Here is a 24,693-nt window from a genome sequence, read left to right as displayed (position 1 = left end):
CTGGACCGTGATCAAAGGGGAATCCACGCCCTTTGTCATGGAAATCCCGCCCTATCGCCTGCCCACCCTGCGCGGCGTGGTCTCCCACACCCTGGAACGGGTCTGGCAGTACGTCAAAAAGGCCGGCACCGTGATCCTGGCCGTGTCCATCCTCATGTGGGCGGTGATGACCTTCCCCAAGCTGCCCGAGGCCACCGTGGCCGGGTTTGACGCCCAGCGCGAACAGGCCGTGGAGCAGGTCAAGGCGGCCAATCCCGAGGCCACCGAGGAGTCGCTGACGGCGCTGGCCGAGGACGCCACCAAGCAGATCGACGACGTCCAGACCGAGGAGGCCCTCAAATACTCCGTGGGCGGCCGGATAAGCGAATTCGTGCGCCCGGTCACGGACCAGGCCGGCTTCCCCTGGCAGGCCAACGTGGCCCTGCTCGGCGCGTTCGCGGCCAAGGAGGTCTTTGTCTCCACCATGGCCACTGCCTATTCCATGGGCGAAGTGGACCCGGAGGAGTCGGAGTCGCTGAGTGAACGTCTGGCCGCCGACCCGGCCTGGACCCTGCCGGCGATCCTAAGCGTCTTCACCTTCATGCTGCTCTACACGCCCTGCATGGTCACGGTGGTGGCCATTGCCAAGGAAACCAACTGGAAGTGGGCCACCTTCTCGGTCTTTGGGTCCATGACCTTTGCCTTCATCATGGCCGTGGCCGTCTACCGCATCGCCGGGCTTTTTGCCTGACGTTTCGACCTGACGGCCCAACGACGCAAAAAGCGCCCGGGGAGATGCTCCCCGGGCGCTTTTTTCCGTTTCGGCTGCCCCTGTCATCAACCGACCGGATGATCAGCCCGCGCCAAGCCCCCTTTCCAAACTTCTCCCGTTGCAGGGGTCCGGGGGGATCATCCCCCGGCCGCCGGAGGCATCTTCTGCCTTCTCCTTTCCCTTTATCCTAACGAAATACAACCGTTTTGTTGCCAAAAACGATAACCCGGTCTTCGAGGTGCCAGGTGACGGCCCGGGCCAGTACGGTGCGTTCCAGTTCGCTGCCCATGCCCTTGAGGTCGGCCACGCTGTGGCGGTGGGTCACCCGGGCCGTGTCCTGTTCGATGATCGGGCCGGCGTCGAGTTCGGCCGTGACGTAGTGGGCCGTGGCCCCGATGAGCTTCACACCCTTTTCGTGGGCCTGGCGGTAGGGGTCGGCCCCGACAAAGGCCGGCAGGAAGGAGTGGTGGATATTGATCACCCGGGTGTCGTAGGGGCGCAGGAAATCGGCCGACAGGACGCGCATGTAGCGGGCCAGCACCACGAGATCGATGTCCGGGCCGAGCAGCTCGGCCATGCGGGTTTCGGCCTCGGCCATGCCGCCGTCGCCGACCGGCACGCAGTGGTAGGGCACGCCGAAGCGTTCCACGGCCTCGCGCGGGTCCTCGTGGTTGCCGATGACCATGGCCAGTTCACAGGGCAGCTCCTGGCGGGTGTAGCGCCACAGCAGTTCCATCAGGCAGTGGTCGTGGCGCGAGACCAGGACGGCCGTGCGCTTGGGTTCGTCGGAGTACGACAACCGCCAGTCCATGGCGAACCGGTTGCCCACCACCTCGCCGAAGGCGGCCTCCAGGGCGGACCGGGACACATCCATATAGGGCGTGTAAAATTCCAGGCGCATGAAAAAGGTGCCGCCCTCGGGGTCGGTGGAGTGCTGGTCCAGGTCGATGATGTTGGCCCCGTGGGTGTACAGAAACGTGGTGACAGCAGAAACAATGCCGGGTCGATCCGGGCAGGTGATGCGCAGGCGGGCGGTTGCGGCCATGGATTTGTGTCCTTTTAGTGAGTCTGGCCCGGGAAAACCGGGAAAAAGGGCATAACGCAGAACGGTTTCGGAGGCCAGACCGGTATCGCCAAATATTATTCGGACAATATTGTCAAAAGCCGCAAATTATTTTACTGAAAGGCCGCCTGGGCGAGCGCGCCCCCGCTTCGAGCGCGCCAGGGCCGAAGGGAAGCCGAACTTACCAAACGCTTTTTGCGAGGTACTTTTATGATCATCGGGATTCCAAAAGAAATTAAGACCCTGGAAAATCGCGTGGCCATGACCCCGGGAGCGGTGGAAACCCTGGCCCGCCGCGGCCATGCCGTGCTGGTGGAAACCGGGGCCGGCCTGGGCTCGGGACTCACCGACGAGCAGTATGCCGCTGCCGGGGCCAAACTGGTTGGCGCCGCCGAGGCCTGGGGCGCGGACATGGTCATCAAGGTCAAGGAACCTATTGCCTGCGAATATAAATATCTGCGCAAAGGCCTGCTTCTTTTCACCTATCTCCATCTGGCGGCAGACCGGGCGCTGACCGATGCGCTGCTGGCTTCGGGCGTCGCGGGCGTGGCCTACGAAACGGTGCAGCTCCGCGACGGCACCCTGCCGCTGCTCGTGCCCATGAGCGAAGTGGCTGGCCGCATGGCTCCCCAGGTGGGGGCCCATGCCCTGGAAAAATCCCAGGGCGGACGCGGCGTGCTGCTTGGCGGCGTGCCGGGCGTGCCCCAGGCCTCGGTGGTGGTGGTCGGGGCCGGCGTGGTCGGTTCCAATGCGGCCAAGATCGCCGTGGGCATGGGCGCGCAGGTGACGGTCCTTGACGTCAACCACGCCCGGCTCCAGTACCTCGACGACATCTACCAGGGCCGCATCGTGACCTCGGCCAGCAACGAGGCCAATATCCGCAAGGCCGTCACCTACGCCGATCTGGTCATCGGCGCGGTGCTCATCCCCGGAGCCAAGGCCCCGCATCTGGTCACCCGGGACATGCTGCCCACCATGAAGGAAGGCTCGGTCATCGTGGACGTGGCCGTGGACCAGGGCGGTTGCGTGGAGACCATAAAGGCCACCACCCATGCCGCCCCCACCTACGTCATTGACGGGGTGGTCCACTATGGCGTGGCCAACATGCCGGGAGCCGTGCCGCGCACCTCCACCTACGCCCTGTGCAACCAGACCCTGCCCTATGCCCTGAAGCTGGCGGCCAACGGCCTTGGCGCGCTGCGCCTGGACCCGGCCCTGGCCGCGGGACTCAACACCGTCGACGGCAAGCTGACCTATGCCGGCGTGGCCGAGGCCTTTGGCCTGGAACTCACCCCCCTGGCCGCTGTTTTGGCGTAAATTTCCAATGGTTCCGGCAGCTCCTTGCTATTTGGGGCTGCCGGAATTTCACAAAAATGTTGCATAACCCGGAACGGGGGATTCCCTTCGGGGGAAAGTTGAGGTATTGCCACAGCACTAAGAGTACCCGTGTAAGTACTTGAAATTGACTGCAAACAGGAGGCGTGCATGAAAAGGTCCTGGCTGATTGCCCTTTTTTGCGTTCTCGGGCTGGCTGCGCCGGCTCTGGCGGCCGACACCATCAAACTGGGCTTCAATATCCCGCTGACCGGCGATATCCCGGACGTGGGCGAGTCGTCCAAGAACGCCGCTGAGATGCTCAAGAAAAAAGTCAATGATGCCGGCGGACTCAAGGTCGGGGACAAGAGCTACAAGGTCGAGTTCATCTACGAGGACAACGAGTCCAAGGCCGAATCCGCCCTGTCCGCCACCCGTAAGCTGATCACCCAGGACAACGTGCTTGGCATGGTCGGCCCCCAGTCCAGCAAGCAGGCCGTGCCCGCCGCCGAGGCCGCCAATGAGCTGAAGACCCCCATGATGGCCCCCTGGTCCACCAACCCCAACACCACCAAGGGCCGGCCCTTCGTCTTCCGCGGCTGCTTCCTGGACACCTTCCAGGGCCCCACCGCCGCCAAGTTCGCCACCGAGGAATTCAAGGCCAAGAAGGCCGCGGTCCTCTACGACATCGCTTCGGACTACCCCAAGGGACTGGCCGAAGATTTCAAGGCCGCTTTCGAAAAGATCAACGGACCCGGCTCCGTGGTGGCCTTTGAGACCTTTACCACCAAGGACGTCGACTTTTCGGCCCAGCTGACCAACATCGCCAAGTCCGGCGCCGAGGTCCTGTTCGTGCCCCAGTACTACAACGAAGTGCCGCTTATCGTGCAGCAGGCCAAGTCCCTCGGCTTTAACAAGCCCGTGCTCGGCAGCGACTCCTGGGGTTCCGGCGACCTGATGGGCCTTTGCGGCGACACCTGCAAGGGCTTCTTCTTCGTCACCCACTACGCCGCCGCCGGCGCCAAGGGCGCGACCAAGGAATTCATCGACGCCTACACCACCCAGTACAAGAAGACCCCGGACGACGTGGCCGCCCTCACCTGGGACAGCGCCAACCTGATGCTGGCCGCCATCCAGTCCATGGGTGCCCTGTCCGGCGACATGGCCAAGGACCGCGAAGGCCTCATGAAGGCCATGGCCGGCATCAAGAAGTTTGAAGGCATCACCGGCGACATGTCCTACCCGGCCACCGGCGACCATGATCCCATCAAGTGCGCCGTGGTCGTCAAGATCGACGACGCCGGCAAGTTCGCCTTCTACAAGTCCGTGTGCCCGTAAGCCAATCGATTCCGATCTGATCCAGCGCGCAGCCCGGGCCGGCCCGGGCTGCGCGCCCCCAACGTTGCGTCACAAGGGGGTCCGCGTTGCTGCAAAGTTTCCTGCAAAACATCCTAAACGCCCTGCAGTGGGGGAGTTTTTATTCCCTCATCGCCCTGGGCTATTGCCTGGTCTACGGCGTTTTGCTGCTGATCAATTTCGCCCATGGCGACATTTTCATGGTCGGGGCCTATCTGGCCTTTTTTGTGAGCATGGTGCTTCTTGGCAAGTACGGAGCCATTTCCGGCCTGCCGGGCTGGATGGTGCTCTCCCTGGCCGTGCCGCTCACCATGATCCTCACCGCCGTGGTCGGCGTGACCCTCGAACGCATCGCCTACCGGCCGCTGCGGCGCAAAGGCGTCAACCGCCTCTACGTCGTCATCACGGCGCTTATGTGCGGGCTGATCCTGGAAAACGGCAACCTGGCCCTGCTCGGCGCCAGCCGCAAAAGTTTTCCCACCCTGATTCCCATTCAGGTGTACGATTTTTACGGCGTCACCGTGACCAACCTCAAGCTCATGGTCATCGGCGTGGCCATCCTGTCCTTTCTCCTGCTCCATTTCATCGTCACCCGGACCAAGATCGGCATGGCCATGCGGGCCATCTCCTATGACCGTTTCGCCGTGCCGCTCATGGGCATTCCGGCCGACACGGTCATCGTCTTCACCTTTGTCCTGGGTTCGGGCTTTGCAGGACTGGCCGGGCTTTTCTTCGCCATGACCTACCCGGTCATCGACCCCTACATGGGGGCGCTCATTGGCTGGAAAGCCTTTATCGCGGCGGTCGTCGGCGGCATCGGGTCCATTGCCGGGGCCTTTGCCGGGGGATTTCTGCTGGGATTCGTGGAGATCATGGTCGTGGCCTTTTTCCCGTCCACCTACCGCGATCTGATCGCGTTTTCCATTTTGCTGCTCATCCTGTCCATTCGGCCGACCGGGCTTTTCGGCGTCGCCCGTCGGACAAAAATCTAAGGCCGGAAAGGGGGATACCGCATGAAGCGTTTGACTGTTCCCGCCCTGCTGGCCGTCCTGTTCGGGGTGCTGCTGTGGGTCTCGATGACCGGGATCCTGAACTCCTATTGGCAGTCCGTGCTGATGTTTATGGGCGTCAATATCATCCTGGCCACAAGCCTTAACATCATAAACGGCAACATGGGCGAGTTCTCCTGCGGCCACGCCGGCTTCATGGCCGTCGGGGCCTACGTTTCCTCGCTTATTTCCGTGGCCCTTTTCACCAAAAGCTCGGTCTTTGGCGACCCGCTCCTGTCGCCGGATCTGGCGGTGTGGCTTTTCCCGCTGGTCCTTCTGGCCGGGTCCCTGGCCGCCTCGGTGGTGGGCCTGCTCGTGGCCATCCCATCCTTTAAAACCCGCGGCGATTATCTGGCGATTATCACCATTGCCGCCAGCTACATCGTCAAATCCACCATCGAGAACATCGGGGCCATCGGCGGGGCCAGAGGCTTCATGGGCATGAGCGGCGTCATGAACGCCATGAACGACACGGCCAAACTGCCCTGGATCCTCATCTGGGTGTTCCTGGGCACGGTCTTTTCCGTGTGGTTCATCCGCCGCTTCATCTACTCGACCTTTGGCAAGGGCGTGGACGCCATCTGCCAGGACGAGATTGCCGCCGAGATCATGAGTGTGAATACCGACCGGGTCAAACTCGTGGCCTTCATGGTGTCCTGCGGCCTGGCCGGCCTGGCCGGCGGGCTGTTTGCCCACATCCTCGGCTACGTCAACCCGGGCACGTTTACGATTTTAAAATCCACCGAGATCATGGTCATGGTCTATCTCGGCGGCATGGGCTCGATCTCCGGCTCGGTGCTGGCCGCCATCGTCATGACCCTTCTGATCGAATACCTGCGCGACGCCTTCGGCTTTATCAACACCTTCCTGCACTATATCTCGATCATCCCGGATTCCTACGAGGTGACGCAGGTCTGGAAGTGGGTGCTGATTCCGCTGCTCCTGGTGCTGCTCATGCAGTTTCGGCCCGAAGGCATCATGGGACGCCGCGAACTGGCCGATGTGTTCCCGGGGCTCCGTAAATTCTACAAGTTCAAGGGGTAGGCCGTGGCGCTTTTGGACGTTAAGGAAATGACCCAGTACTTCGGCGGGCTGTGCGCCGTGTCGGAGTTTTCCGTGTCCCTGGAGCAGGGCCAGATGGTGGCCCTGATCGGTCCCAACGGCGCGGGCAAGACCACGGTGTTCAACCTTGTCAGCGGCTTTTACAAGCCCACGCGCGGCGAGATCATCTTCAAGGGGCAGTCCATCAAGGGCCTTAAACCCCATCAGGTGACCTCCTGCGGCATCGCCCGCACCTTCCAGAACATCCGGCTGTGGTTCGAGATGACCGTGCTCGACAACATCCGCATCGCCCAGCACCATGCCCTGGGCTACGGCCTGTGGGACTGCTTCCTGCGCACGCCGCGCTACATGCAAAGCGAGCGCAACATCGAAGACCATGCCATGGACGTGCTCACCCGCCTGGGCCTTCGCGACGTGGCGCATGAGCTGCCCAAGAACCTGCCCTACGGCGTGCAGCGGCTGGTGGAAATCGCCCGGGCCTTGTCCATCAAGCCGGCCCTGCTCATGCTCGACGAGCCGGCCGCCGGACTCAACTCCTCAGACGTCGAGGGACTGATCAAGCTGGTCGGCGATATCCACAAGGATTACGGGCTGGCAGTCTGGATGATCGAACACCAGATGGACGTGGTCATGTCGCTGTGTTCGTGGATCAAGGTCATCGATTTCGGGGCCACCATTGCCGACGGCACGCCGACGGCCATCCAGAACAACCCCGACGTCATTAAAGCCTATCTGGGAGATGATACAATCTGATGCTGCTCGAAGTCAAAAACCTCCGGGTCAAGTACGGCAACATCGAGGCCCTGCATGGCATCTCCTTCCACGTCAACCGCGGGGAGATCGTCACACTCATCGGGGCCAACGGTGCAGGCAAGACCACGACCCTTTTGTCCATCATGCGTCTGCCGCCCCCCGAAGCCCCCAAGGTGGTGGAGGGCGACATCCTGTATGAGGGCAAATCCATCCTCGGCATGGAACCCCATGACGTGGTGCGAAAACTCCATATGGACCTGTCCCCCGAGGGCCGGCGGATTTTCGGCAACCTGACGGTCATGGAGAATCTGGTGCTGGCCACTTACGCCCGCAAAGACGGGGACGAGATCATTGCTCGGGACCTTGACCGGGTGCTGTCGCTGTTTCCCCGGCTGTCCGAACGGCGCAAACAGCGCAGCGAATCGCTCTCCGGCGGCGAACAGCAGATGCTGGCCGTCGGCCGGGCCATCATGACCGGGTGCGACTTCATTTTGCTCGACGAACCGAGCATGGGCCTGGCGCCGCTTCTGATGTACGAGATGTTTCGCACACTCAAAAAACTCAACGAACTGGGCCTGACTATCCTCCTTATCGAACAAAACGCCAAGGTGGCGCTCAATTTCGCCCACCGCGGCTACGTGCTCGATACCGGCGAGATCAAAACCTCGGGCACGGCCGAGGAACTCAAGCACGATCCGGAAGTGAAAAAGGCCTATCTCGGCGGCTGAGCCGCCACCCGGAGAACGCCGCTGCGCCCGGCCGGGAATTTCCCGGCCGGGCTTTTTTGGGGCTGGCCCGATTGTTGCGTGTAACCTGCGGCCGACTGATTGCGTCGGCTGTTTTTACCCGACATGAGAGTGTGTTGGGTCAAAAAACGGCATGGCATTTGCCATACGTTGCCTGGGGAGCGTACCGCCCGGCAAAATTTTCCCGCCCCCAGGAGGCCAGGACATGAGCGTCCAATCCATAGGGCAAGACACCACCAACAGTTGGCTCAGCCAGCTTCTGGCCAGCTACGGCCAGCAGACAGCCAGCAGCCAGTCGTCCATTTCCAGCCTGCTTGGCCTAAGCGACACGACCAGCGATGCCTCGTCGGCAACTTCTTCCGGGTCGACCAGCAGCACCGGGTCCAGTGTCGGTACCTTCAACGACATTTTAACGGCCCTGTTGTCCGGGAACAGCTCGCTGTCCTATGACATGTCGACCGGCACCCTGACTGATCTGGGTTCATCCACCCAGGCCGGCGATATGTCATCGCCCATGGAGGGCAGCGATGGCCTGACCCGCGAGATAAGCGAGACCCAAAACGACGACGGCAGCCTGTCCCGGTCCGTCACCGTGACCGATGCCGACGGCAACGTGGTCGGCACCGAAAAGACCACGCAAAACGCCGACGGCAGTTTCAGTTCGATCATCACCATGACCGACCCGGGCGGCAACACCTCCACCCGCACCATCACCGGCGAAAATACCGACGACGGCGGGTTCTCGGTGTCGAGCACCCTGACCGACGCCAACGGCAACGTCCTGGAGTCAGGGCTTGAGCTGACAGCCGCCGATGGTTCCACCACCTACAGCGTGACCCGCAACGCCCCTGACGGGACGAGCATGACCGAGTCGGAGTCCTACGACGCCGACGGCAACCTGGTGAGCACCAGCACGTCCACGACCGTGGCCTCGAGCACAAGCGATTCCTCGACCACGGCTTCCGGTTCGGGCACGGCGTCATCGAGCTCGTCAGACAGCGCCAGCAGCGCTTCCGGAAGTTCGGACAGCGAAGAGACGACCACCACCGTGACCACGGCCTTTACAGCCAAGGGCATGGAGCAGACCACCACGGTGACTGATGCCGACGGAAATATCGTCAGCCAGAGCGTCAAGGACATTCCGTTCTCCTCGACAGCCGACGGGGAGTCCTACGGGGCCACGGAGGGCAGCAAGGATGGGTTGTCGGGCCTTATTGGCCAGTATGCCGCCAATCGCTATGGAACCAGCCGCTACGCCGCCCAGGAGGCCGCCATGAACCTGGGGGGAGAAGGGAGCGGGCTGTCCATGGAAGCCTAGCCGTTTTCCGGTCCTTTGCCGGGCGATACGTCAAGGCGGTCTTCGGGCCGCCTTTTTTATTGGGCCGAGCCAGGGGGAGCCGGCAGGGGAGGGGGGCGGCTCAGTCCGTTCCGGGCCAGCGCGTCGCGTCCCAGGCCCTTGCCCTGCCAGCCGGCCGGATGGCAGGACGCGCCCGGAAAAACAGGCCGAGGCTTGCCCGGCCGGTCTGGCTGGTTTACAGAAACGTGTCGCCTGCGCCCTTTGATGCGAGCCGGGAGGAGGCGACGGAAACGAAGGGGGAGGGGATGCGCAACAAGTTTCTGGGCACGGGTGAGCCGGGCTGGCATCCGGTGCGCAAAGTCAGGGTCGTGCTGTCCGGGTTGCGTTTTGCCGTGCTCTACGATGCCAGCGTGGCCTGGAAAGTGGTGGTTTCCGGGGTTGTGCTGCTGGTCTTTGGCTTAAGCGGGGCCTGGCGGGATTTTCTGCTGACCTTGGTGGCCACGGGCCAGATGCTTGCGGCCGAGTTGCTCAATTCGGCCGTGGAGGGGCTGTGCGATTTTTTGGTCACCCAGGAGGACCGGCGCATCAAGGCCATCAAGGATATGGCGGCGGCAGCAGCCGGCATTGCCATCCTTTTCTGGTTCATGGTGCTCGTCTGGGAGGGCGGCCGGTTGGTCGGCGTCTGGATGGCGCCCTGACCCCGGCCCTTTGGGTGGGATCAGGGCGCACAAAAAGAGCGGGCCTTGAAGCGGCCCGCCGGGTGGGAGTCAGGCCGGGCTAGAATTTATCCTTGGCCTTGGAAAAGGCATCCTTGAGATCGGCCAGGGCGTGTTCAACGCCATGGCGCAACTCCACCAGGGCATCGCCGCCGCCTTTGCGCAACAAGGTCAGCTTGTAGCGGGCCTTGTCGTATTTTTCGAGGAGGTGCTCGAGGTCGCCGGACCAGCGGTCAAAAAAATCCTGTCCCTTGTCCTTGGCCTCGGCCCTGGCGGCCTCGATTTTGGCTTTGTAGGCGGCCAGCTGCTGCTCCATGCTGACCCCGAACTGATCCTTGTCGTCCATGGTCGCCTCCTATGGCTGACGCGTCGGGCCAGGGCAGCTTAGCCCAAGGCCGGGCCCGGGGCAAGAAGGGGATGACGGGACAATTTCTTGCTTCTGTTCACGGGCTTTGCTAAAAAGGGGTTTAGTAGTGCCGGGCGGGATTGACGCTTGGGGGAGAATCCGTCATCCCACCTCTGGTCAAGGCCCGAAGGCGTCTTATGATGTACCGGACAGCGCGTCTTTTCCGAAGGACCGAGGGCCTCGGGACGGGAGTGGCTGTCAGCGCCAACGGAATTTTATGGACACCAATGTTTTTGCAAGGAGGAAGGCCATGTACGCGCAGTTTAATAAGATTTGGGTGCTTCTGTTGGCATTGTGCATTGGCTTTGCGGCCCTGCCGGCCACGTCCAACGCCATGGGCGAAGCAGGCACGATGCATGTGACCCCGGAATTCGGCTATTACGGAACCGGCCAGAAGTCGGTGAATTCCATCATGACCTTTGGTGCCAGCGGCGGCTATTTCGTCGCTGACGGCCTGTCGATCGGCCTGGAAGCCCTGGCCTATTCGTTTGACGTGCGCAAGATCGACCGTCGCGGACCGGTGACCAACTTCATTTACGCCGTGGCCAGCGATGACGGTTATTCGTCCAATCCCTGGGCCTTTGGCGCCAATGCCCTGATCCGGTACTACCCGGTGCACACTGACAAGGCGGCGTTCTTTATCGGCACCGGTATCGGTGGCCTGTTCTCCGGCGACCGTATCCCTTACTATGAGAACGGTGGACGCGGCAATTACGGCAACCCGACCCTGCCCGTCGACCTCGGCTTTGCCGTCAACATGACCCAGAACGTGGCTTTCGAGCTGACCGGCCGCTACCAGCGCATCGGCTTTGACAACCATGGCCTGGACGCCTGGGGTGGTCACGCCGGAATTCGGATCACATTCTAGGCTGACAAGCGTTTCAAACTCGTGTAGAGGATAAGACCCTCCCGCCCGCACCGGGTGGGGGGGTCAGTTTTTTTCCGAGGCCAACCCCATTGCGGCTTGACATAGCGTGTCAGTGGGTCTATAGGCCTCTGTCTTTGCCATACACTACGATTTTTCGAACGGAGACGGCTATGCCCACGATCAACCAGCTCATCCGCAAGGAACGGGCTAAAGTGTCCAAGCGGCGCAAGACGCCGGCCCTGCAGGCCTGCCCGCAGCGCCGGGGCGTGTGCACCCGTGTGTACACCACCACGCCCAAAAAGCCGAACTCGGCCTTGCGTAAGGTCGCCCGTGTGCGCCTGACCAACGGTATCGAGGTGACTTCCTACATCCCGGGCGAAGGCCACAACCTGCAAGAGCACTCGGTAGTTATGATCCGGGGCGGCCGCGTAAAAGATCTTCCCGGTGTTCGGTACCATATCATCCGTGGAACGCTCGATACGTCCGGCGTGTCTGATCGCCGCCAGAGCCGTTCCAAGTACGGCGCCAAGCGACCCAAGTAATTTCGGTGCAAGGAGACGCGTATGCCGCGTAAAGGTCCAGTTTCCAAAAGGTCTGTGCTGCCCGATCCCAAGTACGGCAGCCATCTGATGACCAAGTTCATCAATCGGCTCATGCACGATGGGAAAAAAGGCGTGGCCGAAAACCTGTTTTACCAGGCCGTGGACGTTCTGGCCGACAAGTCCGGCGAAGATCCGCTGAAGGCTTTTGAAAAGGCCATCGGCAACGTCAAGCCGCACATGGAAGTCAAGCCCCGCCGGGTCGGCGGCGCCACCTACCAGGTTCCCATGGAAGTGCGCCCCGAACGCCAGGTCACCCTGGCTCTGCGTTGGCTGATCAATCAGGCCCGGGCCCGCGGCGAAAAGGGCATGGCAGACAAATTGTCGGGCGAGCTTCTGGACGCCTATAATAATCGCGGCGGCGCCGTGAAAAAGAAAGAGGATACGCACCGCATGGCCGACGCTAACAAAGCGTTCGCCCATTACCGGTGGTAGTCGCCTAAAGGATATCGTCGTGTCTCGGACCGTACCCATAGAGCGGCAGCGCAATATCGGCATCATGGCCCATATTGACGCCGGAAAGACGACCACCACGGAACGTATTCTTTTTTACACCGGGGTGTCGCACAAAATTGGCGAAGTGCATGACGGCCAGGCCACCATGGACTGGATGGTTCAGGAACAGGAGCGCGGAATTACCATCACTTCCGCTGCCACCACCTGCTACTGGCGCGATCACCGCATCAACATCATCGATACGCCCGGCCACGTGGATTTCACCATCGAGGTCGAGCGTTCCCTTCGCGTCCTTGACGGCGCTGTGGCCGTCTTCGACGCCGTTGCCGGCGTCGAACCGCAGACGGAAACGGTTTGGCGTCAGGCCGAGCGGTATCGCGTTCCGCGCATGAGTTTCGTCAACAAGATGGACCGCACCGGCGCCGACTTCTTCCGCTGTGTGGATATGATCCGCGACCGCCTGGGCGCCAAGCCCGTGCCGTTGCAGCTGCCCATCGGTTCCGAAGACAACTTCCTTGGCGTCATCGACATGATCCACGGCAAGGCCCTGATCTTTGACGATGCCACCCAGGGCAAGGAATACGTCACCGGCGAAATCCCCGAGAACATGCTGGATCTCTACGAAGAGTGGCGCCTGCAGATGCTCGAGGCCATTGCCGAAGAAGACGAAACCTTGATGGAAAAGTATCTGGCCGGGGAAGAGCTGACCCCGGAGGAAATCATCGCCGGCATTCGCAAGGCCACCATTGCCCTGTCGATCTGCCCGGTGCTGTGCGGCTCGGCATTCAAGAACAAGGGCGTGCAGCCCCTGCTCGATGCCGTGGTCGATTTCCTGCCCTCGCCGTCGGACATCCCGGCCATGGTCGGCTACGATCCCGACCACAAGGAAACGCCCATCGAGTGCCCATGCGACCCCAAGCTGCCCCTGGCCGCTCTGGCGTTTAAGCTCATGAGCGATCCGTTTATCGGTCACCTGACCTTCCTGCGCCTGTATTCCGGCACCATTGAGTCCGGCATGACCGTCCTTAATGCCAACACCGGCAAAAAGGAACGCGTCGGCCGTCTGCTCAAGATGCACGCCAACAAGCGCGAAGAGATAAAGTGCGCGGAAGCCGGCGACATCGTGGCGGCCGTGGGCATGAAGATCACCTCCACCGGCGACACCCTGTGTGCGGAAAACCGCCCCGTCGCCCTGGAGTCCCTCGACATCCCCGAGCCGGTCATCGAAGTTGCCATCGAGCCCAAGACCAAGGCCGACCGCGATGCCCTGTCCCAGGCGCTGGGCAAGCTGACCAAGGAAGACCCGTCGTTCCGTGTGAAGTCCGATGAAGAATCCGGGCAGACCCTGATCGCCGGCATGGGCGAGCTGCACCTGGAAATCATCGTCGACCGCCTCATGCGCGAATTCGGCGTCAACGCCAACGTCGGCCAGCCCCAGGTTGCCTACCGCGAGACCATCACCAAGGCGGTCAAAAACGATCTGCGCTACGTCAAGCAGACCGGCGGTCGCGGCCAGTACGGCCACGTCGTTCTCGAAATCGAGCCGAAGGAAGACGGCGGCTACGAATTCGTCAACGACATCACGGGCGGCATCATCCCCAAGGAATACATCCCGGCCGTTGACAAGGGCATTCAGAATGCCCTCAAAGGCGGCGTGATGGCCGGATTCCCCCTGGTGGACATTCGGGTCAAGCTGGTTTTCGGTTCCTTCCACGAAGTGGACTCCTCGGAACAGGCGTTTTTCATCTGCGGCTCCCAGTGCTTCAAGGAAGCTGTGAGCAAGGCCTCGCCTGTGCTGTTGGAACCGATCATGGCGGTTGAAGTGGTCACGCCCGACGAATACATGGGCGACATCATGGGTGACTTAAACGGACGGCGCGGACGCATCGCCCGCATGGAATCACGGGCCGGGGCCCAGGTCATTACGGCCAATGTCCCCCTGTCCGCCATGTTCGGCTACGCCACGGATTTGCGTTCCAAATCCCAGGGCCGCGCCACCTTCACCATGATCTTTGACCATTATGAGCGTGTTCCGGCCAGTCTGGCCGAAGAGATAATGAAGAAGAAATAACGCCCGCAGCGTTTCGGGCGAGGACGCCAAAACGAAGACCCGCAAGCGCGGAAGTTCCAGGGGGACCCTATGGGCAAGGCGAAATTTGAACGCAACAAGCCGCACGTCAATATCGGCACCATCGGTCACATCGACCACGGCAAGACCACGCTGACCGCGGCCATCACACGGCTGGCCAGCATGAAGGGCTTTGGCGAGTACATTCCCTTCGATCAGATCGACAAGGCGCCGGAAGAAAAGGAACGCGGCATCACCATCGCCACGGCCCACGTCGAATATCAGACCGACAAGCGGCACTATGCCCACGTCGACTGCCCTGGTCACGCCGACTACATCAAAAACATGATCACTGGCGCGGCCCAGATGGACGGCGGCATCATCGTTGTCGCCGCCACCGACGGTCCCATGCCCCAGACCCGTGAGCACATCCTGCTCGCCCGTCAGGTCGGTGTGCCCCAGTTGGTCGTGTTCATGAATAAAGTGGACCTGGTTGACGACCCGGAACTGCTGGAGCTGGTCGAACTGGAAGTGCGCGAGCTGCTTTCCAAGTACGGCTTTGACGGCGACAACATTCCGGTCATCAAGGGTTCGGCGCTCAAGGCTCTGGAAGCGGCCGACATCAAGAGCCCCGACGCCGCTCCGATCTTCGAGCTGCTCGATGCTTGCGACAGCTTCATTCCCGAGCCCAAGCGGGACATTGACAAGCCGTTTCTCATGCCCATCGAAGACGTGTTCTCCATCTCCGGACGCGGCACGGTCGTGACCGGCCGGGTGGAGCGCGGCATCGTCACGATTGGCGACGAAGTGGCCATTATCGGCATCAAGGACACCGTCAAGACGACCTGCACCGGCGTTGAAATGTTCCGCAAGATCCTGGATCAGGGTCAGGCCGGCGACAACGTGGGTGTCCTTTTGCGCGGCGTCAAGCGCGATGATGTCGAGCGGGGACAGGTCCTGGCCAAGCCGGGTTCCATTACCCCGCATCGGAAGTTCAAGGCCGAGGTGTACGTTCTCAACAAGGAAGAAGGCGGACGTCACACCCCGTTTTTCACCGGCTACCGTCCCCAGTTCTACTTCCGTACCACGGACATCACCGGCGTGGTTACCCTGGACGAGGGTGTGGAAATGGTTATGCCGGGCGATAACGCCACCTTCAACGTGGAACTGATCGCCCCCATCGCCATGGAAAAGGGCCTGCGCTTCGCCATTCGCGAAGGCGGCCGCACCGTCGGCGCGGGTGTCGTGTCGGAGATTGTGGAGTAATATCATGGTTTCCATGCAAAATGATCGCATTCGTATCAAACTGAAGGCCTACGACTACCGCATCCTGGACAAAGCGGTGGCCGAGATCGTGGATACCGCCCGCAACACCGGAGCCGGCGTTGCCGGACCCATCCCGTTGCCCACGGATATTCACAAGGTCACGGTCAACCGCTCAGTGCACGTGGACAAAAAGTCCCGTGAACAGTTCGAGATGCGGGTTCACAAACGTCTCCTGGACATTATGGAGCCCACGCAGCAAACCGTGGATGCGCTCGGGAAACTGAGCCTTCCTGCCGGTGTTGACGTGGAAATCAAGCTCTAAGGAAGGGTTGGCATGGCTGCCACGCTTGGAATTCTCGGCCGGAAACTGGGCATGACCCGGATTTTCGGCGACGACGGCTCAATCATTCCGGTCACCGTTATTCAGGCCGGACCCTGCCCCGTCACCCAGGTCAAGAACCTGGAGACCGACGGGTACAACGCCATGCAGATCGGGTTCGACGAGATCCCGGAACGCAAGGTCAACAAGCCCATGAAGGGCCACCTGGACAAGGCCGCTCGCGGCTTCTTCCGGGTGCTCAAGGAAATCCGCCTGGACGGCCCCGTGCCGTTTGAGCAGGGCATGGACGTGACGGTTGACATCTTCGCCCCGGGCGAGATCGTCAAGGTCACCGGCACCTCCATCGGCAAGGGCTTTGCCGGCGTTATGAAACGCTGGAACTTCTCGGGTCTCAAAAAGACCCACGGAACGGAAAAGGCCCATCGCTCCGGCGGTTCCATCGGTCACAACACCGAGCCGGGCAAGGTCATGAAGGGCAAGAAAATGGCTGGCCACATGGGTGCGCGCACGGTTACCGTGCCGAGCCTGCTCGTGGTCGACGTTCGCCCCGAAATGAATCTGATCCTGGTCAAGGGTCAGGTACCCGGCCCGCGCAATGGCGTGGTCGTGGTCCGCAAGCAGGGATAACGGGGTAAGCCATGGCAAATGTGAAACTGTACAACCAGGGCTTCCAGGAAATCGGCACGGTCGATCTGGCACCCGAGGTTTTTGAAGTCGAGGTGCAGCCTGAACTGCTGCATCTGGTGGTGCGCGCCCAGTTGGCCGCCAAACGTGCCGGTACCCATTCCGTCAAGACCCGCGCCTTCGTGCGCGGCGGTGGCCGCAAGCCCTGGCGCCAGAAGGGCACCGGCCGGGCCCGCGCCGGCTCCACCCGCTCCCCGCTGTGGCGCGGTGGCGCGGTGGTCCACGGACCCCAGCCCCGGGACTACACCTTCAAGGTGAACCGGAAGGTCCGCCAGCTGGCCATGCGCATGGCGCTTTCGGCCAAGCTCGGCGACGACCAGCTGGTCCTGGTGGACGCCATCACCTTCCCTGAAGTCAAGACCAAGCAGATGGTCAAGGTGGTTTCGGATTTCGGTTTGAGAAAAGCCTTGATTGTCCTGCCTGATTCGGATAACAATCTCGAGCTTTCCGCCAGGAATATTCCCGGCATCAAGGTCATCCGCCAGGACATGCTCAACGTCTATGACGTGCTTTTGTACGATCATGTGATCATGTTCAAGGACGCGGCGCTCAAGGTTCAGGAGAGGCTTGGTTATGGAATACGCTAGCATCCTTTTACGGCCCGTCATTTCCGAGAAGGCCACGATGGTGAAGGACGCCGCCAACCAGGTGGTTTTTTTCGTCCATCCCGACGCCAACAAGATCGAAATCGCCAAGGCCGTGGCCAAGGCGTTTTCGGTGACGGTGACCGGTGTGCGCGTTGTCAAGCACCGTAGCCTCGCCCGCTCCCGCATGGGTCGTGTGACCGGCCGTATCGCCGGCTACAAGAAAGCCTATGTGACCCTGGCCCAGGGCGACAAAATTGAGTTCTTCGAAGGGGTTTAGACATGTCCATCCGCAAGCTTAAGCCCACGTCGGCCGGCCGCCGGTTCCAGACGGTCTCGACCTTCGAGGAAATCACCCGGACCGAGCCTGAAAAGTCCTTGTGCGAAGGCCTGCCGCATGCCTCCGGCCGCAACTGTTACGGCCGGATCACCTCGCGTCGGCGGGGCGGCGGCAACAAGCGCCTGTACCGTATCATCGACTTCAAGCGTGACAAGTTCGCCATTCCGGCCAAGGTCTTCTCTGTGGAGTATGACCCGAACCGTAGCGCCCGAATTGCGCTTTTACATTACGCTGACGGTGAGAAACGTTACATTTTGGCACCGGTTGGGATCAAGGTCGGCGATATGATCACGGCCGGCGACGGCGCTGACATCAAGCCCGGCAATGCCCTGCAGCTCAAAAAGATCCCGGTCGGTACCCTGTTGCACAACATTGAGCTCAATCCTGGCCGCGGCGGTCAGATGTGCCGGGCTGCCGGCACCTACGCCCAGCTCGTGGCCAAGGAAGGCAAGTACGCGCTGCTTCGTCTGCCCTCGGGCGAAGTCCGCAACGTGCTGGCCACCTGCCTGGCCACGGTCGGCCAGGTCGGCAACGTGATGCACGAGAACATCTCCATCGGCAAGGCCGGGCGCAACCGCTGGCTTGGCAACCGCCCCAAGGTTCGCGGCGTGGCCATGAACCCGGTCGACCATCCCCTCGGCGGCGGCGAGGGCAAGAGCTCTGGCGGCCGTCACCCGGTCACTCCGTGGGGTAAGCCGACCAAGGGCTACAAGACCCGCAACAAGAAAAAGCCCTCGTCCAAGCTTATCGTCAAGCGGCGCGGACAAAAGTAAGAGGAAACGCCTATGCCTCGGTCGCTCAAAAAAGGTCCGTTCGTGGACGATCACCTTGAGAAGAAGGTCGCCTACGCCCTGGAGAACAAAGATCGGCGCGTGATCAAAACCTGGTCCCGTCGGTCCATGATCCTGCCTGAGATGGTGGGACTGACGTTTGCCGTGCACAACGGGAAGAAGTTCATTCCGGTTTTTGTTTCCGAGAACATGGTCGGCCACAAACTCGGCGAGTTTGCCCCCACGCGGACCTTCCACGGCCATGCCGCGGACAAGAAAAGCAAAGTGAAAAAGTAGTCGGGGAGCGTACCCCGTCGGGACAAAACCATGGAAGCAAAAGCCATCGCCAGATACATCCGCGTGTCGCCCCAAAAGGCGCGGCTCGTCGCAGCCAATATCCTCGGCCGCCCGGTCGAGGAGGCCATGAACATACTGAAGTTCACCCCCAAGAAATCGGCCAAGATCATCGGCAAGGTGCTCCACTCGGCCGTGGCCAACGCCGAGCAGATTTCCGGGGTGGATATCGACAACCTTACGGTCAAGCAGGTGATCGTCAATCCCGGGCCGACCCACAAGCGGATAATGACCCGCTCCATGGGCCGCGCCTTCCGGATCGTCAAGCGCACGAGCCATATCACCGTTGTTGTGGCCGAGAATTAGGAGCGACACATGGGACAGAAAGTACATCCCTACGGATTTCGCCTCGGGTACAACAAAAATTGGCTCTCCCGGTGGTTTTCCAAAAAGGACTACCCGGCGTTTGTCTTCGAGGACAGCAATATCCGTAAGTTCGTGAAAAAGACCCTGTACCACGCCGGCATCTCGAAGATCGAGATCGAGCGGGCCGGGGGCAAGATCCGACTTATCATTCACACCGCCCGCCCCGGCATCGTCATCGGCCGCAAGGGGACGGAAATTGAAAAGGTTCGCGGCGACCTCAAGCAGCGTTTCGGTCGGGAGTTCACGGTGGAGGTCAATGAAATCCGCCGTCCCGAGATCGATTCCCAGCTGGTGGCCGAGAACATCGCCCTGCAGCTCGAACGCCGCGTGGCCTTCCGCCGGGCCATGAAGCGCACCGTGGGCCTGTCCCGCAAATTCGGAGCCGAAGGCATCAAGGTTTCCTGCGCCGGCCGCCTGGCCGGAGCTGAAATCGCCCGCTCCGAGTGGTACCGCGACGGCCGGGTGCCCCTGCAGACCCTGCGCGCCGACATTGATTACGGTTATGCCATCGCCAAGACCACCTACGGCGTCATCGGAGTCAAGGTCTGGATTTTCAAAGGCGAGATTTTGGACCATGAGGTGGAAGCGTAATGTTGGCTCCCAAAAAAACCAAATTCCGGAAGATGCAAAAGGGCCGCCTGCGCGGTCCGGCCATTCGTGGCGCCAGCATCGACTTCGGTGAAATCGGCATCAAGGCGATGGAGCACGGCAAGCTCACCAGCCAGCAGATCGAGGCCGCCCGTGTCGCCATCATGCGCCACATCAAGCGCGGCGGCAAAGTCTGGATCCGGGTCTTCCCGGACCGGGTGCGCACCGAGAAACCGGCTGAAGTCCGTCAGGGCAAAGGCAAAGGCTCCCCGGTCGGCTGGTTTGCCCCGGTCAAGCCCGGCCGCGTGCTCTACGAGATCAAAGGCGTGGACATGGACACGGCCAAGGCGGCCCTGACCCGTGCCCAGCACAAGTTGCCCATCAAGACCAAGATCGTTGTCAGGGAGGGTTTCTAACATGAAGTCCACTGAACTGCGCGATCTCGACATCGAGGCCCTGTCCAAGAAGCTTGGCGAGAACCGCGAGGAACTCTTCAAGCTGCGTTTCCAGCACGCTACGGCCCAGCTGGAAAAAACGCACCGTCTGCGTCAGGTTCGCAAGAACATTGCCCGCATCCTTACGGTGCAAAACGAAAAGAAGCGTCAAGGCTAATCGGGGATCACCATGGAAGAACATAAAAGCAATCGCCGGATGCTGACCGGCGTCGTGGTCTCCGACAAGGCCGACAAGACTATCGTGGTCATGGTCGAGACCCTGGTGAAGCATCCGCTGTACAAAAAGTACATCCGCCGCCGCAAGAAGTTCATGGCGCACGATCCGCAAAATGATTGCGGCATCGGGGATACGGTCAGCATCATCGAGCATCGTCCGCTGTCCGCCCGCAAGCGCTGGCATCTTGAAAAAATCATGGAAAAAGCGGTCTAGGAGCTCGACATGATTCAGGTTGAATCCAATCTCGACGTGGCGGACAATTCCGGCGCGAAACGAGTCTGCTGCATCAAGGTGCTTGGCGGCTCGCGCCGCCGGTACGCTTCGGTGGGCGACATCATCGTCGTGTCGGTTAAGGACGCCCTGCCCAATTCCAAAGTGAAGAAGGGCGCGGTGATGAAGGCCGTTGTTGTTCGGACCAAGAAGGAAGTCGGCCGGCCCGACGGTTCCTATATCAAGTTCGACTCCAATTCCGCCGTGCTTCTGTCGGCCTCCCTCGAGCCGGTCGGTACCCGTATCTTCGGACCGGTCGCGCGCGAACTGCGGCAGAAAAACTTCATGAAAATCGTGTCGCTGGCTCCCGAAGTCCTTTAGGGCTTCAGTTCCCGCACATCGAGGACGACATGAAAACCTATCGGATTCGTAAAGATGACAAGGTGGTGGTCACCACCGGCAAGGACAAGGGCAAAGTGGGCAAGATCCTGAAGATCCTGCCCAAGCGCAATGCCGTGCTGGTGGAAAAGGTGAACATGGTCAAGCGCCACACCAAGGCCAACCCCTATGCCAAGACCCCTGGCGGCATTATCGAAAAAGAATCGCCCCTGGACATCTCCAATGTGGCTCTTCTGTGCGATGGTTGCGCCAAGCCGGCCAAGGTCGGCTACAAATACACCGCTGACGGCACCAAGGTGCGCTTCTGCAAGAAGTGCAACCACGAAATCGCCTAGCGTCAAAAGGAAACGGTATGACCCGCCTGGAACAAATCTATGCCGAGAAGGTAGCCCCGGATCTGAAAAAAGAGTTCGGGTACACCTCCAGCATGCAAATCCCCCGGCTTTCCTTTGTCTCGCTCAACATGGGTTTGGGTGAGGCGAGCAATAACAACAAGCTCATCGAGGAAGCCGTGGTCGAGCTGACTGCCATCGCTGGACAGAAGGCCGTGATCACACGTGCCCGCAAGTCCATCGCGGCCTTTAAGCTCCGGGAGGGCATGCCGGTGGGGTGCCGTGTGACCCTTCGCCGGGAGCGGATGTGGGATTTTCTGGATAAACTCATCAATTTTGCCCTGCCTCGGGTTCGGGACTTTCGCGGCGTGCCTGACCGCGGGTTCGACGGACGCGGCAACTTCACCCTCGGTATCCGGGAGCACAGCATTTTCCCGGAAATCAACGTGGACCGCGTCGAACACGTCAAGGGCATGAACGTCACCATCGTCACAACGGCCGGTGCCGACAAGGAGGGCAAAATGATGCTCGACCTGCTCGGAATGCCGTTTAAAAAGTAAGGAGAACGGCCGTGGCCCGTAAATCTTTGATGGTGAAAGCCAGCCGCAAACCGAAGTTTTCCACACGGGGCTATAATCGTTGCCCCATTTGCGGTCGTCCCAGGGCGTTTCTTCGCAAGTTCGGCGTGTGCCGTATTTGTTTTCGTAACATGTCGCTGACCGGCGAAATGCCCGGCGTGCGCAAGTCGAGCTGGTAGCAAGGAGCAGGACGCCATGTCGGTGACCGATCCCATTTCCGATATGTTGACCCGCATTCGCAATGCCCATCGGGCCCTGCACGCGGATCTTTCGTTGCCCACTTCCAAACTGAAGTTTGCCATTGCCGGCATCCTGAAGGACGAAGGTTACATCGGCGAATACGCCGTTGACGGGGCAGCGTTGACCATCAACCTCAAATACTATGGCGGGAAACCGATCATTTCGGGGCTCAAACGGGTGAGCAAGCCTGGTCGTCGCGTCTACGTGCCGGCCGAGGCCATCCCCAAGGTCCAAAACGGCCTGGGCATCAGCATCCTGTCTACTTCCCGGGGTATCCTGGAAGGAGCCAAGGCTCGCGAGCTCAACGTTGGCGGCGAGCTCCTGTGCGAAATCTGGTAAGAAGACCCATCGCGGAGAAGATGTCATGTCCAGGATAGGAAAACGCGAAATTGAGCTGCCCGCCGGCGTGTCCGTCGAAGTGGCTTCCGAGGCGGTGATGGTCAAAGGTCCCAAGGGCCAGTTGTCCACGCCGACCCACCCCAAGATCACCTATGCCGTGGCCGACGGCAAGGTGCAGGTGGCCCGGGTAGATGATACCCGGATCGCCCGCGCCCAGCACGGCCTGCGCCGGACCCTGCTTGCCAACCTCGTCGAGGGTGTCAGCAAAGGGTTCTCCAAGACCCTTGAGGTCATCGGCGTTGGCTACAAGGTCGCAACCAGCGGTTCCACGGTGTCGCTTGCCGTCGGGTTTTCCCACCCGGTGGAGTTCAAGCTGCCTGACGGGATTGAGGCCAAGGTCGAGGGCAGCAAGCTGACCTTGTCGGGTATCGACAAGGTGCTTATTGGCGAAACCGCCGCCCGCATCCGCCGCGTCCGGCCGCCTGAACCCTTCAAGGGCAAGGGCATCAAGTACGAAAACGAAGTCATTCGTCGCAAGGCCGGTAAATCCGGCGGCAAGAAATAGGGGCTTGACAGTATGAAGATGACCAAGACCCTGGCGCGAGCGCGCCGGAAAGTCCGCATCCGCAAGAAACTGGCCGGCACTGCCGAACGCCCGAGGCTTGTCGTGTACCGGTCCAACCGGCACATCTATGCCCAGGTGATCGACGATCTGACCGGACAGACCATGGTGTCCTCCTCCAGCCTGACGCTTTTGAGGGCCGGCGAGGCGATCAAGGCCGACAAGGAAGCTGCTGCCAAGGTCGGCAAGGACCTGGCTGCCAAGGCCCTTGAACGCAACATCCAGGCCGTTGTGTTCGACCGCAACGGCTACATCTACCATGGCAGGGTCCAAGCCCTTGCCGACGGAGCGCGGGATGGCGGCCTCAAATTCTAAGCGCATGAAGGAAGACGGCATGGACCAGCAGACCGATCTGTCTCAGATCGAAAAGATTGTGTATCTCAATCGCGTCGCCAAGGTCGTCAAAGGCGGCCGCCGGTTCAGCTTCAGTGCCCTGGTCGTCGTCGGCGACGGCAAGGGTTCGGTGGGCTACGGTTTGGGCAAGGCCAACGAAGTCCCGGAAGCCATCCGCAAAGCCACGGAGCAGGCCAGAAAGTCCATGATCCGTGTGCCTTTGCTCGACGGGACCCTGCCCTATGAGATCCTTGGGCAGTTCGGGGCCGGCCGGGTCATGCTGAAGCCCGCTTCCAAGGGTACCGGCATCATTGCCGGCGGCCCGGTGCGCGCTATCATGGAAGCCTGCGGCGTCCATGACATCCTGACCAAGGCCATTGGCACCAACAACCCGCACAACGTTTTGCGCGCCACCATGGAAGGGCTGGGCTCGCTGCGCAGCGCCGACTCGGTCAGCGCCATGCGTGGCAAGGCGCTTTCCACGCCGCGCAAATAAGGATGCATGCCATGGCAACCATCACTGTGAAGTTGACCCGAAGCCGCTACGGCAATACGCCCAAACAGCGGGGCACCCTGGCCTCCCTTGGGCTGAAGAAAATCCGGCAGGAACGTTCCTTCGAAAAAACCGACACCGTCGTCGGCATGATTGCGAAGGTCAAGCATCTCGTTGAGGTGACCGAGTCATGAAGCTCCACGAGCTCTACCCCTTTCCCGAAGAGCGGGTCGCCCGCAAGCGTCTCGGCCGTGGTCGGGCTTCCGGCTGGGGCTGCACTGCCGGTCGCGGTAACAAAGGCCAGAATTCCCGGGCCGGCGCCAAGCACCGCGCCTGGTTTGAAGGCGGCCAGATGCCTATCGCCCGCCGTCTGCCCAAACGCGGCTTCAAGAACTATCCCTTCCGGATTATCTTCCAGCCGATCAACCTCGATCGCCTGCTGGCCTCCTTTGACGGCATGGACAGCATCACCCTCGACGACATCTATGGTCGCGGTCTGGCTCCGGCCGGCGCCCTGATCAAGATCCTGAGCGACGGTGAAGTCTCGGTGGCCGTGACTGTGGAAGCCCACAAGTTCAGCGCCAAGGCTGCTGCGAAAATCACTGCCGCCGGCGGCAAGGTCATCGCCCTGGGAACGCCCGAGGCCCTGGCCGAAACCCCTACTGAATAAACGGAAGTT

General features: G+C 61.1%; 37 protein-coding genes. 35 read left to right on the top strand and 2 right to left on the bottom strand.

The window, feature by feature from the left end; translation table 11 throughout:
- Nucleotides 1-730, top strand: a 730-nt coding sequence (locus tag DVDV_RS07425; protein WP_139311551.1) for a nucleoside recognition domain-containing protein, incomplete at its 5' end; no start/stop codon positions are given.
- Between the two features lie 208 nt (nucleotides 731-938).
- On the opposite strand, the gene purU is transcribed toward DVDV_RS07425, so the two are convergent.
- Entirely contained in the window at nucleotides 939-1,796 is an 858-nt protein-coding gene (purU, locus tag DVDV_RS07420; RefSeq protein ID WP_075354052.1) for a formyltetrahydrofolate deformylase, read from the bottom strand.
- Nucleotides 1,797-2,024: 228 nt separating this feature from the next.
- Here purU and ald point away from each other — a divergent pair, with 228 nt between their 5' ends.
- The 8 genes from ald (at nucleotide 2,025) to DVDV_RS07380 (ending at nucleotide 10,089) form a co-directional block, all read left to right on the top strand.
- A complete protein-coding gene (gene ald / locus DVDV_RS07415; RefSeq protein ID WP_075354051.1) occupies nucleotides 2,025-3,131 on the top strand; it encodes an alanine dehydrogenase in 1,107 nt (368 codons plus the stop codon).
- Between the two features lie 168 nt (nucleotides 3,132-3,299).
- Nucleotides 3,300-4,466, top strand: coding sequence for an ABC transporter substrate-binding protein (locus DVDV_RS07410; RefSeq protein WP_075354050.1), 1,167 nt, complete (start codon nucleotides 3,300-3,302; stop codon nucleotides 4,464-4,466).
- An 86-nt stretch (nucleotides 4,467-4,552) separates the two neighbouring features.
- Nucleotides 4,553-5,476 carry a branched-chain amino acid ABC transporter permease gene (locus DVDV_RS07405; protein WP_075354049.1) on the top strand — a complete coding sequence of 308 codons (924 nt, stop codon included), beginning with the start codon at nucleotides 4,553-4,555 and terminating at the stop codon, nucleotides 5,474-5,476.
- 21 nt (nucleotides 5,477-5,497) lie between these two features.
- Nucleotides 5,498-6,577 (top strand): branched-chain amino acid ABC transporter permease, encoded by a 1,080-nt coding sequence (locus tag DVDV_RS07400; protein ID WP_075354048.1) that lies wholly within the window; start codon nucleotides 5,498-5,500, stop codon nucleotides 6,575-6,577.
- A 3-nt stretch (nucleotides 6,578-6,580) separates the two neighbouring features.
- Nucleotides 6,581-7,348, top strand: coding sequence for an ABC transporter ATP-binding protein (locus tag DVDV_RS07395; protein ID WP_075354047.1), 768 nt, complete (start codon nucleotides 6,581-6,583; stop codon nucleotides 7,346-7,348).
- The gene (locus DVDV_RS07390) at nucleotides 7,348-8,076 is read left to right on the top strand and encodes an ABC transporter ATP-binding protein (RefSeq protein ID WP_043633079.1); all 729 of its coding nucleotides are present in this window, start codon (nucleotides 7,348-7,350) and stop codon (nucleotides 8,074-8,076) included. Before DVDV_RS07395 ends, DVDV_RS07390 begins: the two co-directional genes overlap by 1 nt.
- A gap of 223 nt (nucleotides 8,077-8,299) precedes the next feature.
- Nucleotides 8,300-9,412, top strand: coding sequence for a hypothetical protein (locus DVDV_RS07385; RefSeq protein ID WP_075354046.1), 1,113 nt, complete (start codon nucleotides 8,300-8,302; stop codon nucleotides 9,410-9,412).
- Nucleotides 9,413-9,696: 284 nt separating this feature from the next.
- Nucleotides 9,697-10,089, top strand: coding sequence for a diacylglycerol kinase (locus DVDV_RS07380; RefSeq protein WP_075354045.1), 393 nt, complete (start codon nucleotides 9,697-9,699; stop codon nucleotides 10,087-10,089).
- 79 nt (nucleotides 10,090-10,168) lie between these two features.
- On the opposite strand, the gene DVDV_RS07375 is transcribed toward DVDV_RS07380, so the two are convergent.
- Nucleotides 10,169-10,453 carry a hypothetical protein gene (locus DVDV_RS07375; protein WP_075354044.1) on the bottom strand — a complete coding sequence of 95 codons (285 nt, stop codon included), beginning with the start codon at nucleotides 10,451-10,453 and terminating at the stop codon, nucleotides 10,169-10,171.
- A 310-nt stretch (nucleotides 10,454-10,763) separates the two neighbouring features.
- On the opposite strand from DVDV_RS07375, the gene DVDV_RS07370 reads away from it, so the two are divergent.
- The 26 genes from DVDV_RS07370 (at nucleotide 10,764) to rplO (ending at nucleotide 24,684) form a co-directional block, all read left to right on the top strand.
- A complete protein-coding gene (locus DVDV_RS07370; RefSeq protein ID WP_075354043.1) occupies nucleotides 10,764-11,381 on the top strand; it encodes a hypothetical protein in 618 nt (205 codons plus the stop codon).
- Nucleotides 11,382-11,551: 170 nt separating this feature from the next.
- Nucleotides 11,552-11,923 carry a 30S ribosomal protein S12 gene (rpsL, locus tag DVDV_RS07365; RefSeq protein ID WP_006918780.1) on the top strand — a complete coding sequence of 124 codons (372 nt, stop codon included), beginning with the start codon at nucleotides 11,552-11,554 and terminating at the stop codon, nucleotides 11,921-11,923.
- 21 nt (nucleotides 11,924-11,944) lie between these two features.
- On the top strand, nucleotides 11,945-12,415 hold the full coding sequence (gene rpsG, locus DVDV_RS07360; RefSeq protein ID WP_043633088.1) for a 30S ribosomal protein S7: 471 nt from the start codon (nucleotides 11,945-11,947) through the stop codon (nucleotides 12,413-12,415).
- A gap of 19 nt (nucleotides 12,416-12,434) precedes the next feature.
- Nucleotides 12,435-14,507: an elongation factor G gene (gene fusA, locus DVDV_RS07355; RefSeq protein ID WP_075354042.1), complete on the top strand. Its 2,073-nt coding sequence runs from the start codon at nucleotides 12,435-12,437 to the stop codon at nucleotides 14,505-14,507.
- A gap of 69 nt (nucleotides 14,508-14,576) precedes the next feature.
- A complete protein-coding gene (tuf, locus tag DVDV_RS07350) occupies nucleotides 14,577-15,770 on the top strand; it encodes an elongation factor Tu (RefSeq protein ID WP_075354041.1) in 1,194 nt (397 codons plus the stop codon).
- A 4-nt stretch (nucleotides 15,771-15,774) separates the two neighbouring features.
- Nucleotides 15,775-16,092 (top strand): 30S ribosomal protein S10, encoded by a 318-nt coding sequence (gene rpsJ / locus DVDV_RS07345; RefSeq protein WP_006920465.1) that lies wholly within the window; start codon nucleotides 15,775-15,777, stop codon nucleotides 16,090-16,092.
- 12 nt (nucleotides 16,093-16,104) lie between these two features.
- Nucleotides 16,105-16,737, top strand: a complete 633-nt coding sequence (gene rplC / locus DVDV_RS07340) for a 50S ribosomal protein L3 (protein WP_075354040.1) — start codon at nucleotides 16,105-16,107, stop codon at nucleotides 16,735-16,737.
- Between the two features lie 11 nt (nucleotides 16,738-16,748).
- Nucleotides 16,749-17,381 carry a 50S ribosomal protein L4 gene (rplD, locus tag DVDV_RS07335; RefSeq protein ID WP_075354039.1) on the top strand — a complete coding sequence of 211 codons (633 nt, stop codon included), beginning with the start codon at nucleotides 16,749-16,751 and terminating at the stop codon, nucleotides 17,379-17,381.
- Nucleotides 17,368-17,658 carry a 50S ribosomal protein L23 gene (gene rplW, locus DVDV_RS07330; RefSeq protein ID WP_075354038.1) on the top strand — a complete coding sequence of 97 codons (291 nt, stop codon included), beginning with the start codon at nucleotides 17,368-17,370 and terminating at the stop codon, nucleotides 17,656-17,658. The genes rplD and rplW overlap by 14 nt, the downstream gene beginning before the upstream one ends.
- 2 nt (nucleotides 17,659-17,660) lie before the next feature.
- Nucleotides 17,661-18,491, top strand: coding sequence for a 50S ribosomal protein L2 (gene rplB / locus DVDV_RS07325; protein ID WP_075354037.1), 831 nt, complete (start codon nucleotides 17,661-17,663; stop codon nucleotides 18,489-18,491).
- A gap of 12 nt (nucleotides 18,492-18,503) precedes the next feature.
- Entirely contained in the window at nucleotides 18,504-18,785 is a 282-nt protein-coding gene (gene rpsS / locus DVDV_RS07320) for a 30S ribosomal protein S19 (RefSeq protein WP_006920471.1), read from the top strand.
- Nucleotides 18,786-18,815: 30 nt separating this feature from the next.
- The gene (rplV, locus tag DVDV_RS07315; RefSeq protein ID WP_075354036.1) at nucleotides 18,816-19,148 is read left to right on the top strand and encodes a 50S ribosomal protein L22; all 333 of its coding nucleotides are present in this window, start codon (nucleotides 18,816-18,818) and stop codon (nucleotides 19,146-19,148) included.
- Between the two features lie 9 nt (nucleotides 19,149-19,157).
- Nucleotides 19,158-19,799: a 30S ribosomal protein S3 gene (rpsC, locus tag DVDV_RS07310; RefSeq protein ID WP_043633110.1), complete on the top strand. Its 642-nt coding sequence runs from the start codon at nucleotides 19,158-19,160 to the stop codon at nucleotides 19,797-19,799.
- Complete coding sequence (gene rplP, locus DVDV_RS07305) at nucleotides 19,799-20,212, top strand: 50S ribosomal protein L16 (protein ID WP_075354035.1); 414 nt, start codon at nucleotides 19,799-19,801, stop codon at nucleotides 20,210-20,212. The genes rpsC and rplP overlap by 1 nt, the downstream gene beginning before the upstream one ends.
- Nucleotide 20,213: 1 nt before the next feature.
- Nucleotides 20,214-20,408, top strand: a complete 195-nt coding sequence (gene rpmC / locus DVDV_RS07300; protein ID WP_075354034.1) for a 50S ribosomal protein L29 — start codon at nucleotides 20,214-20,216, stop codon at nucleotides 20,406-20,408.
- A 12-nt stretch (nucleotides 20,409-20,420) separates the two neighbouring features.
- Nucleotides 20,421-20,681, top strand: coding sequence for a 30S ribosomal protein S17 (rpsQ, locus tag DVDV_RS07295; RefSeq protein ID WP_075354033.1), 261 nt, complete (start codon nucleotides 20,421-20,423; stop codon nucleotides 20,679-20,681).
- A gap of 9 nt (nucleotides 20,682-20,690) precedes the next feature.
- Nucleotides 20,691-21,059: a 50S ribosomal protein L14 gene (gene rplN / locus DVDV_RS07290; protein ID WP_043633119.1), complete on the top strand. Its 369-nt coding sequence runs from the start codon at nucleotides 20,691-20,693 to the stop codon at nucleotides 21,057-21,059.
- A 29-nt stretch (nucleotides 21,060-21,088) separates the two neighbouring features.
- On the top strand, nucleotides 21,089-21,412 hold the full coding sequence (gene rplX, locus DVDV_RS07285; RefSeq protein ID WP_075354032.1) for a 50S ribosomal protein L24: 324 nt from the start codon (nucleotides 21,089-21,091) through the stop codon (nucleotides 21,410-21,412).
- 17 nt (nucleotides 21,413-21,429) lie between these two features.
- Complete coding sequence (gene rplE, locus DVDV_RS07280) at nucleotides 21,430-21,969, top strand: 50S ribosomal protein L5 (protein ID WP_043633123.1); 540 nt, start codon at nucleotides 21,430-21,432, stop codon at nucleotides 21,967-21,969.
- An 11-nt stretch (nucleotides 21,970-21,980) separates the two neighbouring features.
- The gene (locus tag DVDV_RS07275) at nucleotides 21,981-22,166 is read left to right on the top strand and encodes a type Z 30S ribosomal protein S14 (protein ID WP_075354031.1); all 186 of its coding nucleotides are present in this window, start codon (nucleotides 21,981-21,983) and stop codon (nucleotides 22,164-22,166) included.
- Nucleotides 22,167-22,182: 16 nt separating this feature from the next.
- Complete coding sequence (gene rpsH, locus DVDV_RS07270; protein ID WP_075354030.1) at nucleotides 22,183-22,566, top strand: 30S ribosomal protein S8; 384 nt, start codon at nucleotides 22,183-22,185, stop codon at nucleotides 22,564-22,566.
- 25 nt (nucleotides 22,567-22,591) lie between these two features.
- On the top strand, nucleotides 22,592-23,131 hold the full coding sequence (gene rplF / locus DVDV_RS07265; protein WP_075354029.1) for a 50S ribosomal protein L6: 540 nt from the start codon (nucleotides 22,592-22,594) through the stop codon (nucleotides 23,129-23,131).
- 12 nt (nucleotides 23,132-23,143) lie between these two features.
- Nucleotides 23,144-23,503, top strand: coding sequence for a 50S ribosomal protein L18 (rplR, locus tag DVDV_RS07260; protein ID WP_075354028.1), 360 nt, complete (start codon nucleotides 23,144-23,146; stop codon nucleotides 23,501-23,503).
- 19 nt (nucleotides 23,504-23,522) lie between these two features.
- Entirely contained in the window at nucleotides 23,523-24,017 is a 495-nt protein-coding gene (gene rpsE / locus DVDV_RS07255) for a 30S ribosomal protein S5 (protein WP_175577077.1), read from the top strand.
- Nucleotides 24,018-24,028: 11 nt separating this feature from the next.
- Nucleotides 24,029-24,208 carry a 50S ribosomal protein L30 gene (gene rpmD / locus DVDV_RS07250; RefSeq protein ID WP_043633136.1) on the top strand — a complete coding sequence of 60 codons (180 nt, stop codon included), beginning with the start codon at nucleotides 24,029-24,031 and terminating at the stop codon, nucleotides 24,206-24,208.
- Nucleotides 24,205-24,684 carry a 50S ribosomal protein L15 gene (gene rplO, locus DVDV_RS07245; RefSeq protein WP_075354025.1) on the top strand — a complete coding sequence of 160 codons (480 nt, stop codon included), beginning with the start codon at nucleotides 24,205-24,207 and terminating at the stop codon, nucleotides 24,682-24,684. The genes rpmD and rplO overlap by 4 nt, the downstream gene beginning before the upstream one ends.
- The last annotated feature ends 9 nt before the right edge of the window (nucleotides 24,685-24,693 follow it).

The organism is Desulfovibrio sp. DV, assembly GCF_001936595.1.
In the GTDB taxonomy this organism is placed as follows: Bacteria; Desulfobacterota; Desulfovibrionia; order Desulfovibrionales; family Desulfovibrionaceae; genus Solidesulfovibrio.
This window is presented reverse-complemented; position numbering and strand designations above follow the sequence as displayed.

Bases quoted from the DNA above. Each gene is read 5' to 3' on its own strand.
- purU (WP_075354052.1), bottom strand. From the start codon at position 1,796: ATGGCCGCAACCGCCCGCCTGCGCATCACCTGCCCGGATCGACCCGGC.
- ald (WP_075354051.1), top strand. From the start codon at position 2,025: ATGATCATCGGGATTCCAAAAGAAATTAAGACCCTGGAAAATCGCGTG.
- DVDV_RS07410 (WP_075354050.1), top strand. From the start codon at position 3,300: ATGAAAAGGTCCTGGCTGATTGCCCTTTTTTGCGTTCTCGGGCTGGCT.
- DVDV_RS07400 (WP_075354048.1), top strand. From the start codon at position 5,498: ATGAAGCGTTTGACTGTTCCCGCCCTGCTGGCCGTCCTGTTCGGGGTG.
- DVDV_RS07390 (WP_043633079.1), top strand. From the start codon at position 7,348: ATGCTGCTCGAAGTCAAAAACCTCCGGGTCAAGTACGGCAACATCGAG.
- DVDV_RS07385 (WP_075354046.1), top strand. From the start codon at position 8,300: ATGAGCGTCCAATCCATAGGGCAAGACACCACCAACAGTTGGCTCAGC.
- DVDV_RS07380 (WP_075354045.1), top strand. From the start codon at position 9,697: ATGCGCAACAAGTTTCTGGGCACGGGTGAGCCGGGCTGGCATCCGGTG.
- DVDV_RS07375 (WP_075354044.1), bottom strand. From the start codon at position 10,453: ATGGACGACAAGGATCAGTTCGGGGTCAGCATGGAGCAGCAGCTGGCC.
- DVDV_RS07370 (WP_075354043.1), top strand. From the start codon at position 10,764: ATGTACGCGCAGTTTAATAAGATTTGGGTGCTTCTGTTGGCATTGTGC.
- rpsL (WP_006918780.1), top strand. From the start codon at position 11,552: ATGCCCACGATCAACCAGCTCATCCGCAAGGAACGGGCTAAAGTGTCC.
- rpsG (WP_043633088.1), top strand. From the start codon at position 11,945: ATGCCGCGTAAAGGTCCAGTTTCCAAAAGGTCTGTGCTGCCCGATCCC.
- tuf (WP_075354041.1), top strand. From the start codon at position 14,577: ATGGGCAAGGCGAAATTTGAACGCAACAAGCCGCACGTCAATATCGGC.
- rpsJ (WP_006920465.1), top strand. From the start codon at position 15,775: ATGGTTTCCATGCAAAATGATCGCATTCGTATCAAACTGAAGGCCTAC.
- rplC (WP_075354040.1), top strand. From the start codon at position 16,105: ATGGCTGCCACGCTTGGAATTCTCGGCCGGAAACTGGGCATGACCCGG.
- rplD (WP_075354039.1), top strand. From the start codon at position 16,749: ATGGCAAATGTGAAACTGTACAACCAGGGCTTCCAGGAAATCGGCACG.
- rplW (WP_075354038.1), top strand. From the start codon at position 17,368: ATGGAATACGCTAGCATCCTTTTACGGCCCGTCATTTCCGAGAAGGCC.
- rplB (WP_075354037.1), top strand. From the start codon at position 17,661: ATGTCCATCCGCAAGCTTAAGCCCACGTCGGCCGGCCGCCGGTTCCAG.
- rpsS (WP_006920471.1), top strand. From the start codon at position 18,504: ATGCCTCGGTCGCTCAAAAAAGGTCCGTTCGTGGACGATCACCTTGAG.
- rplV (WP_075354036.1), top strand. From the start codon at position 18,816: ATGGAAGCAAAAGCCATCGCCAGATACATCCGCGTGTCGCCCCAAAAG.
- rpsC (WP_043633110.1), top strand. From the start codon at position 19,158: ATGGGACAGAAAGTACATCCCTACGGATTTCGCCTCGGGTACAACAAA.
- rplP (WP_075354035.1), top strand. From the start codon at position 19,799: ATGTTGGCTCCCAAAAAAACCAAATTCCGGAAGATGCAAAAGGGCCGC.
- rpmC (WP_075354034.1), top strand. From the start codon at position 20,214: ATGAAGTCCACTGAACTGCGCGATCTCGACATCGAGGCCCTGTCCAAG.
- rpsQ (WP_075354033.1), top strand. From the start codon at position 20,421: ATGGAAGAACATAAAAGCAATCGCCGGATGCTGACCGGCGTCGTGGTC.
- rplN (WP_043633119.1), top strand. From the start codon at position 20,691: ATGATTCAGGTTGAATCCAATCTCGACGTGGCGGACAATTCCGGCGCG.
- rplX (WP_075354032.1), top strand. From the start codon at position 21,089: ATGAAAACCTATCGGATTCGTAAAGATGACAAGGTGGTGGTCACCACC.
- rplE (WP_043633123.1), top strand. From the start codon at position 21,430: ATGACCCGCCTGGAACAAATCTATGCCGAGAAGGTAGCCCCGGATCTG.
- rpsH (WP_075354030.1), top strand. From the start codon at position 22,183: ATGTCGGTGACCGATCCCATTTCCGATATGTTGACCCGCATTCGCAAT.
- rplF (WP_075354029.1), top strand. From the start codon at position 22,592: ATGTCCAGGATAGGAAAACGCGAAATTGAGCTGCCCGCCGGCGTGTCC.
- rplR (WP_075354028.1), top strand. From the start codon at position 23,144: ATGAAGATGACCAAGACCCTGGCGCGAGCGCGCCGGAAAGTCCGCATC.
- rpsE (WP_175577077.1), top strand. From the start codon at position 23,523: ATGGACCAGCAGACCGATCTGTCTCAGATCGAAAAGATTGTGTATCTC.
- rpmD (WP_043633136.1), top strand. From the start codon at position 24,029: ATGGCAACCATCACTGTGAAGTTGACCCGAAGCCGCTACGGCAATACG.
- rplO (WP_075354025.1), top strand. From the start codon at position 24,205: ATGAAGCTCCACGAGCTCTACCCCTTTCCCGAAGAGCGGGTCGCCCGC.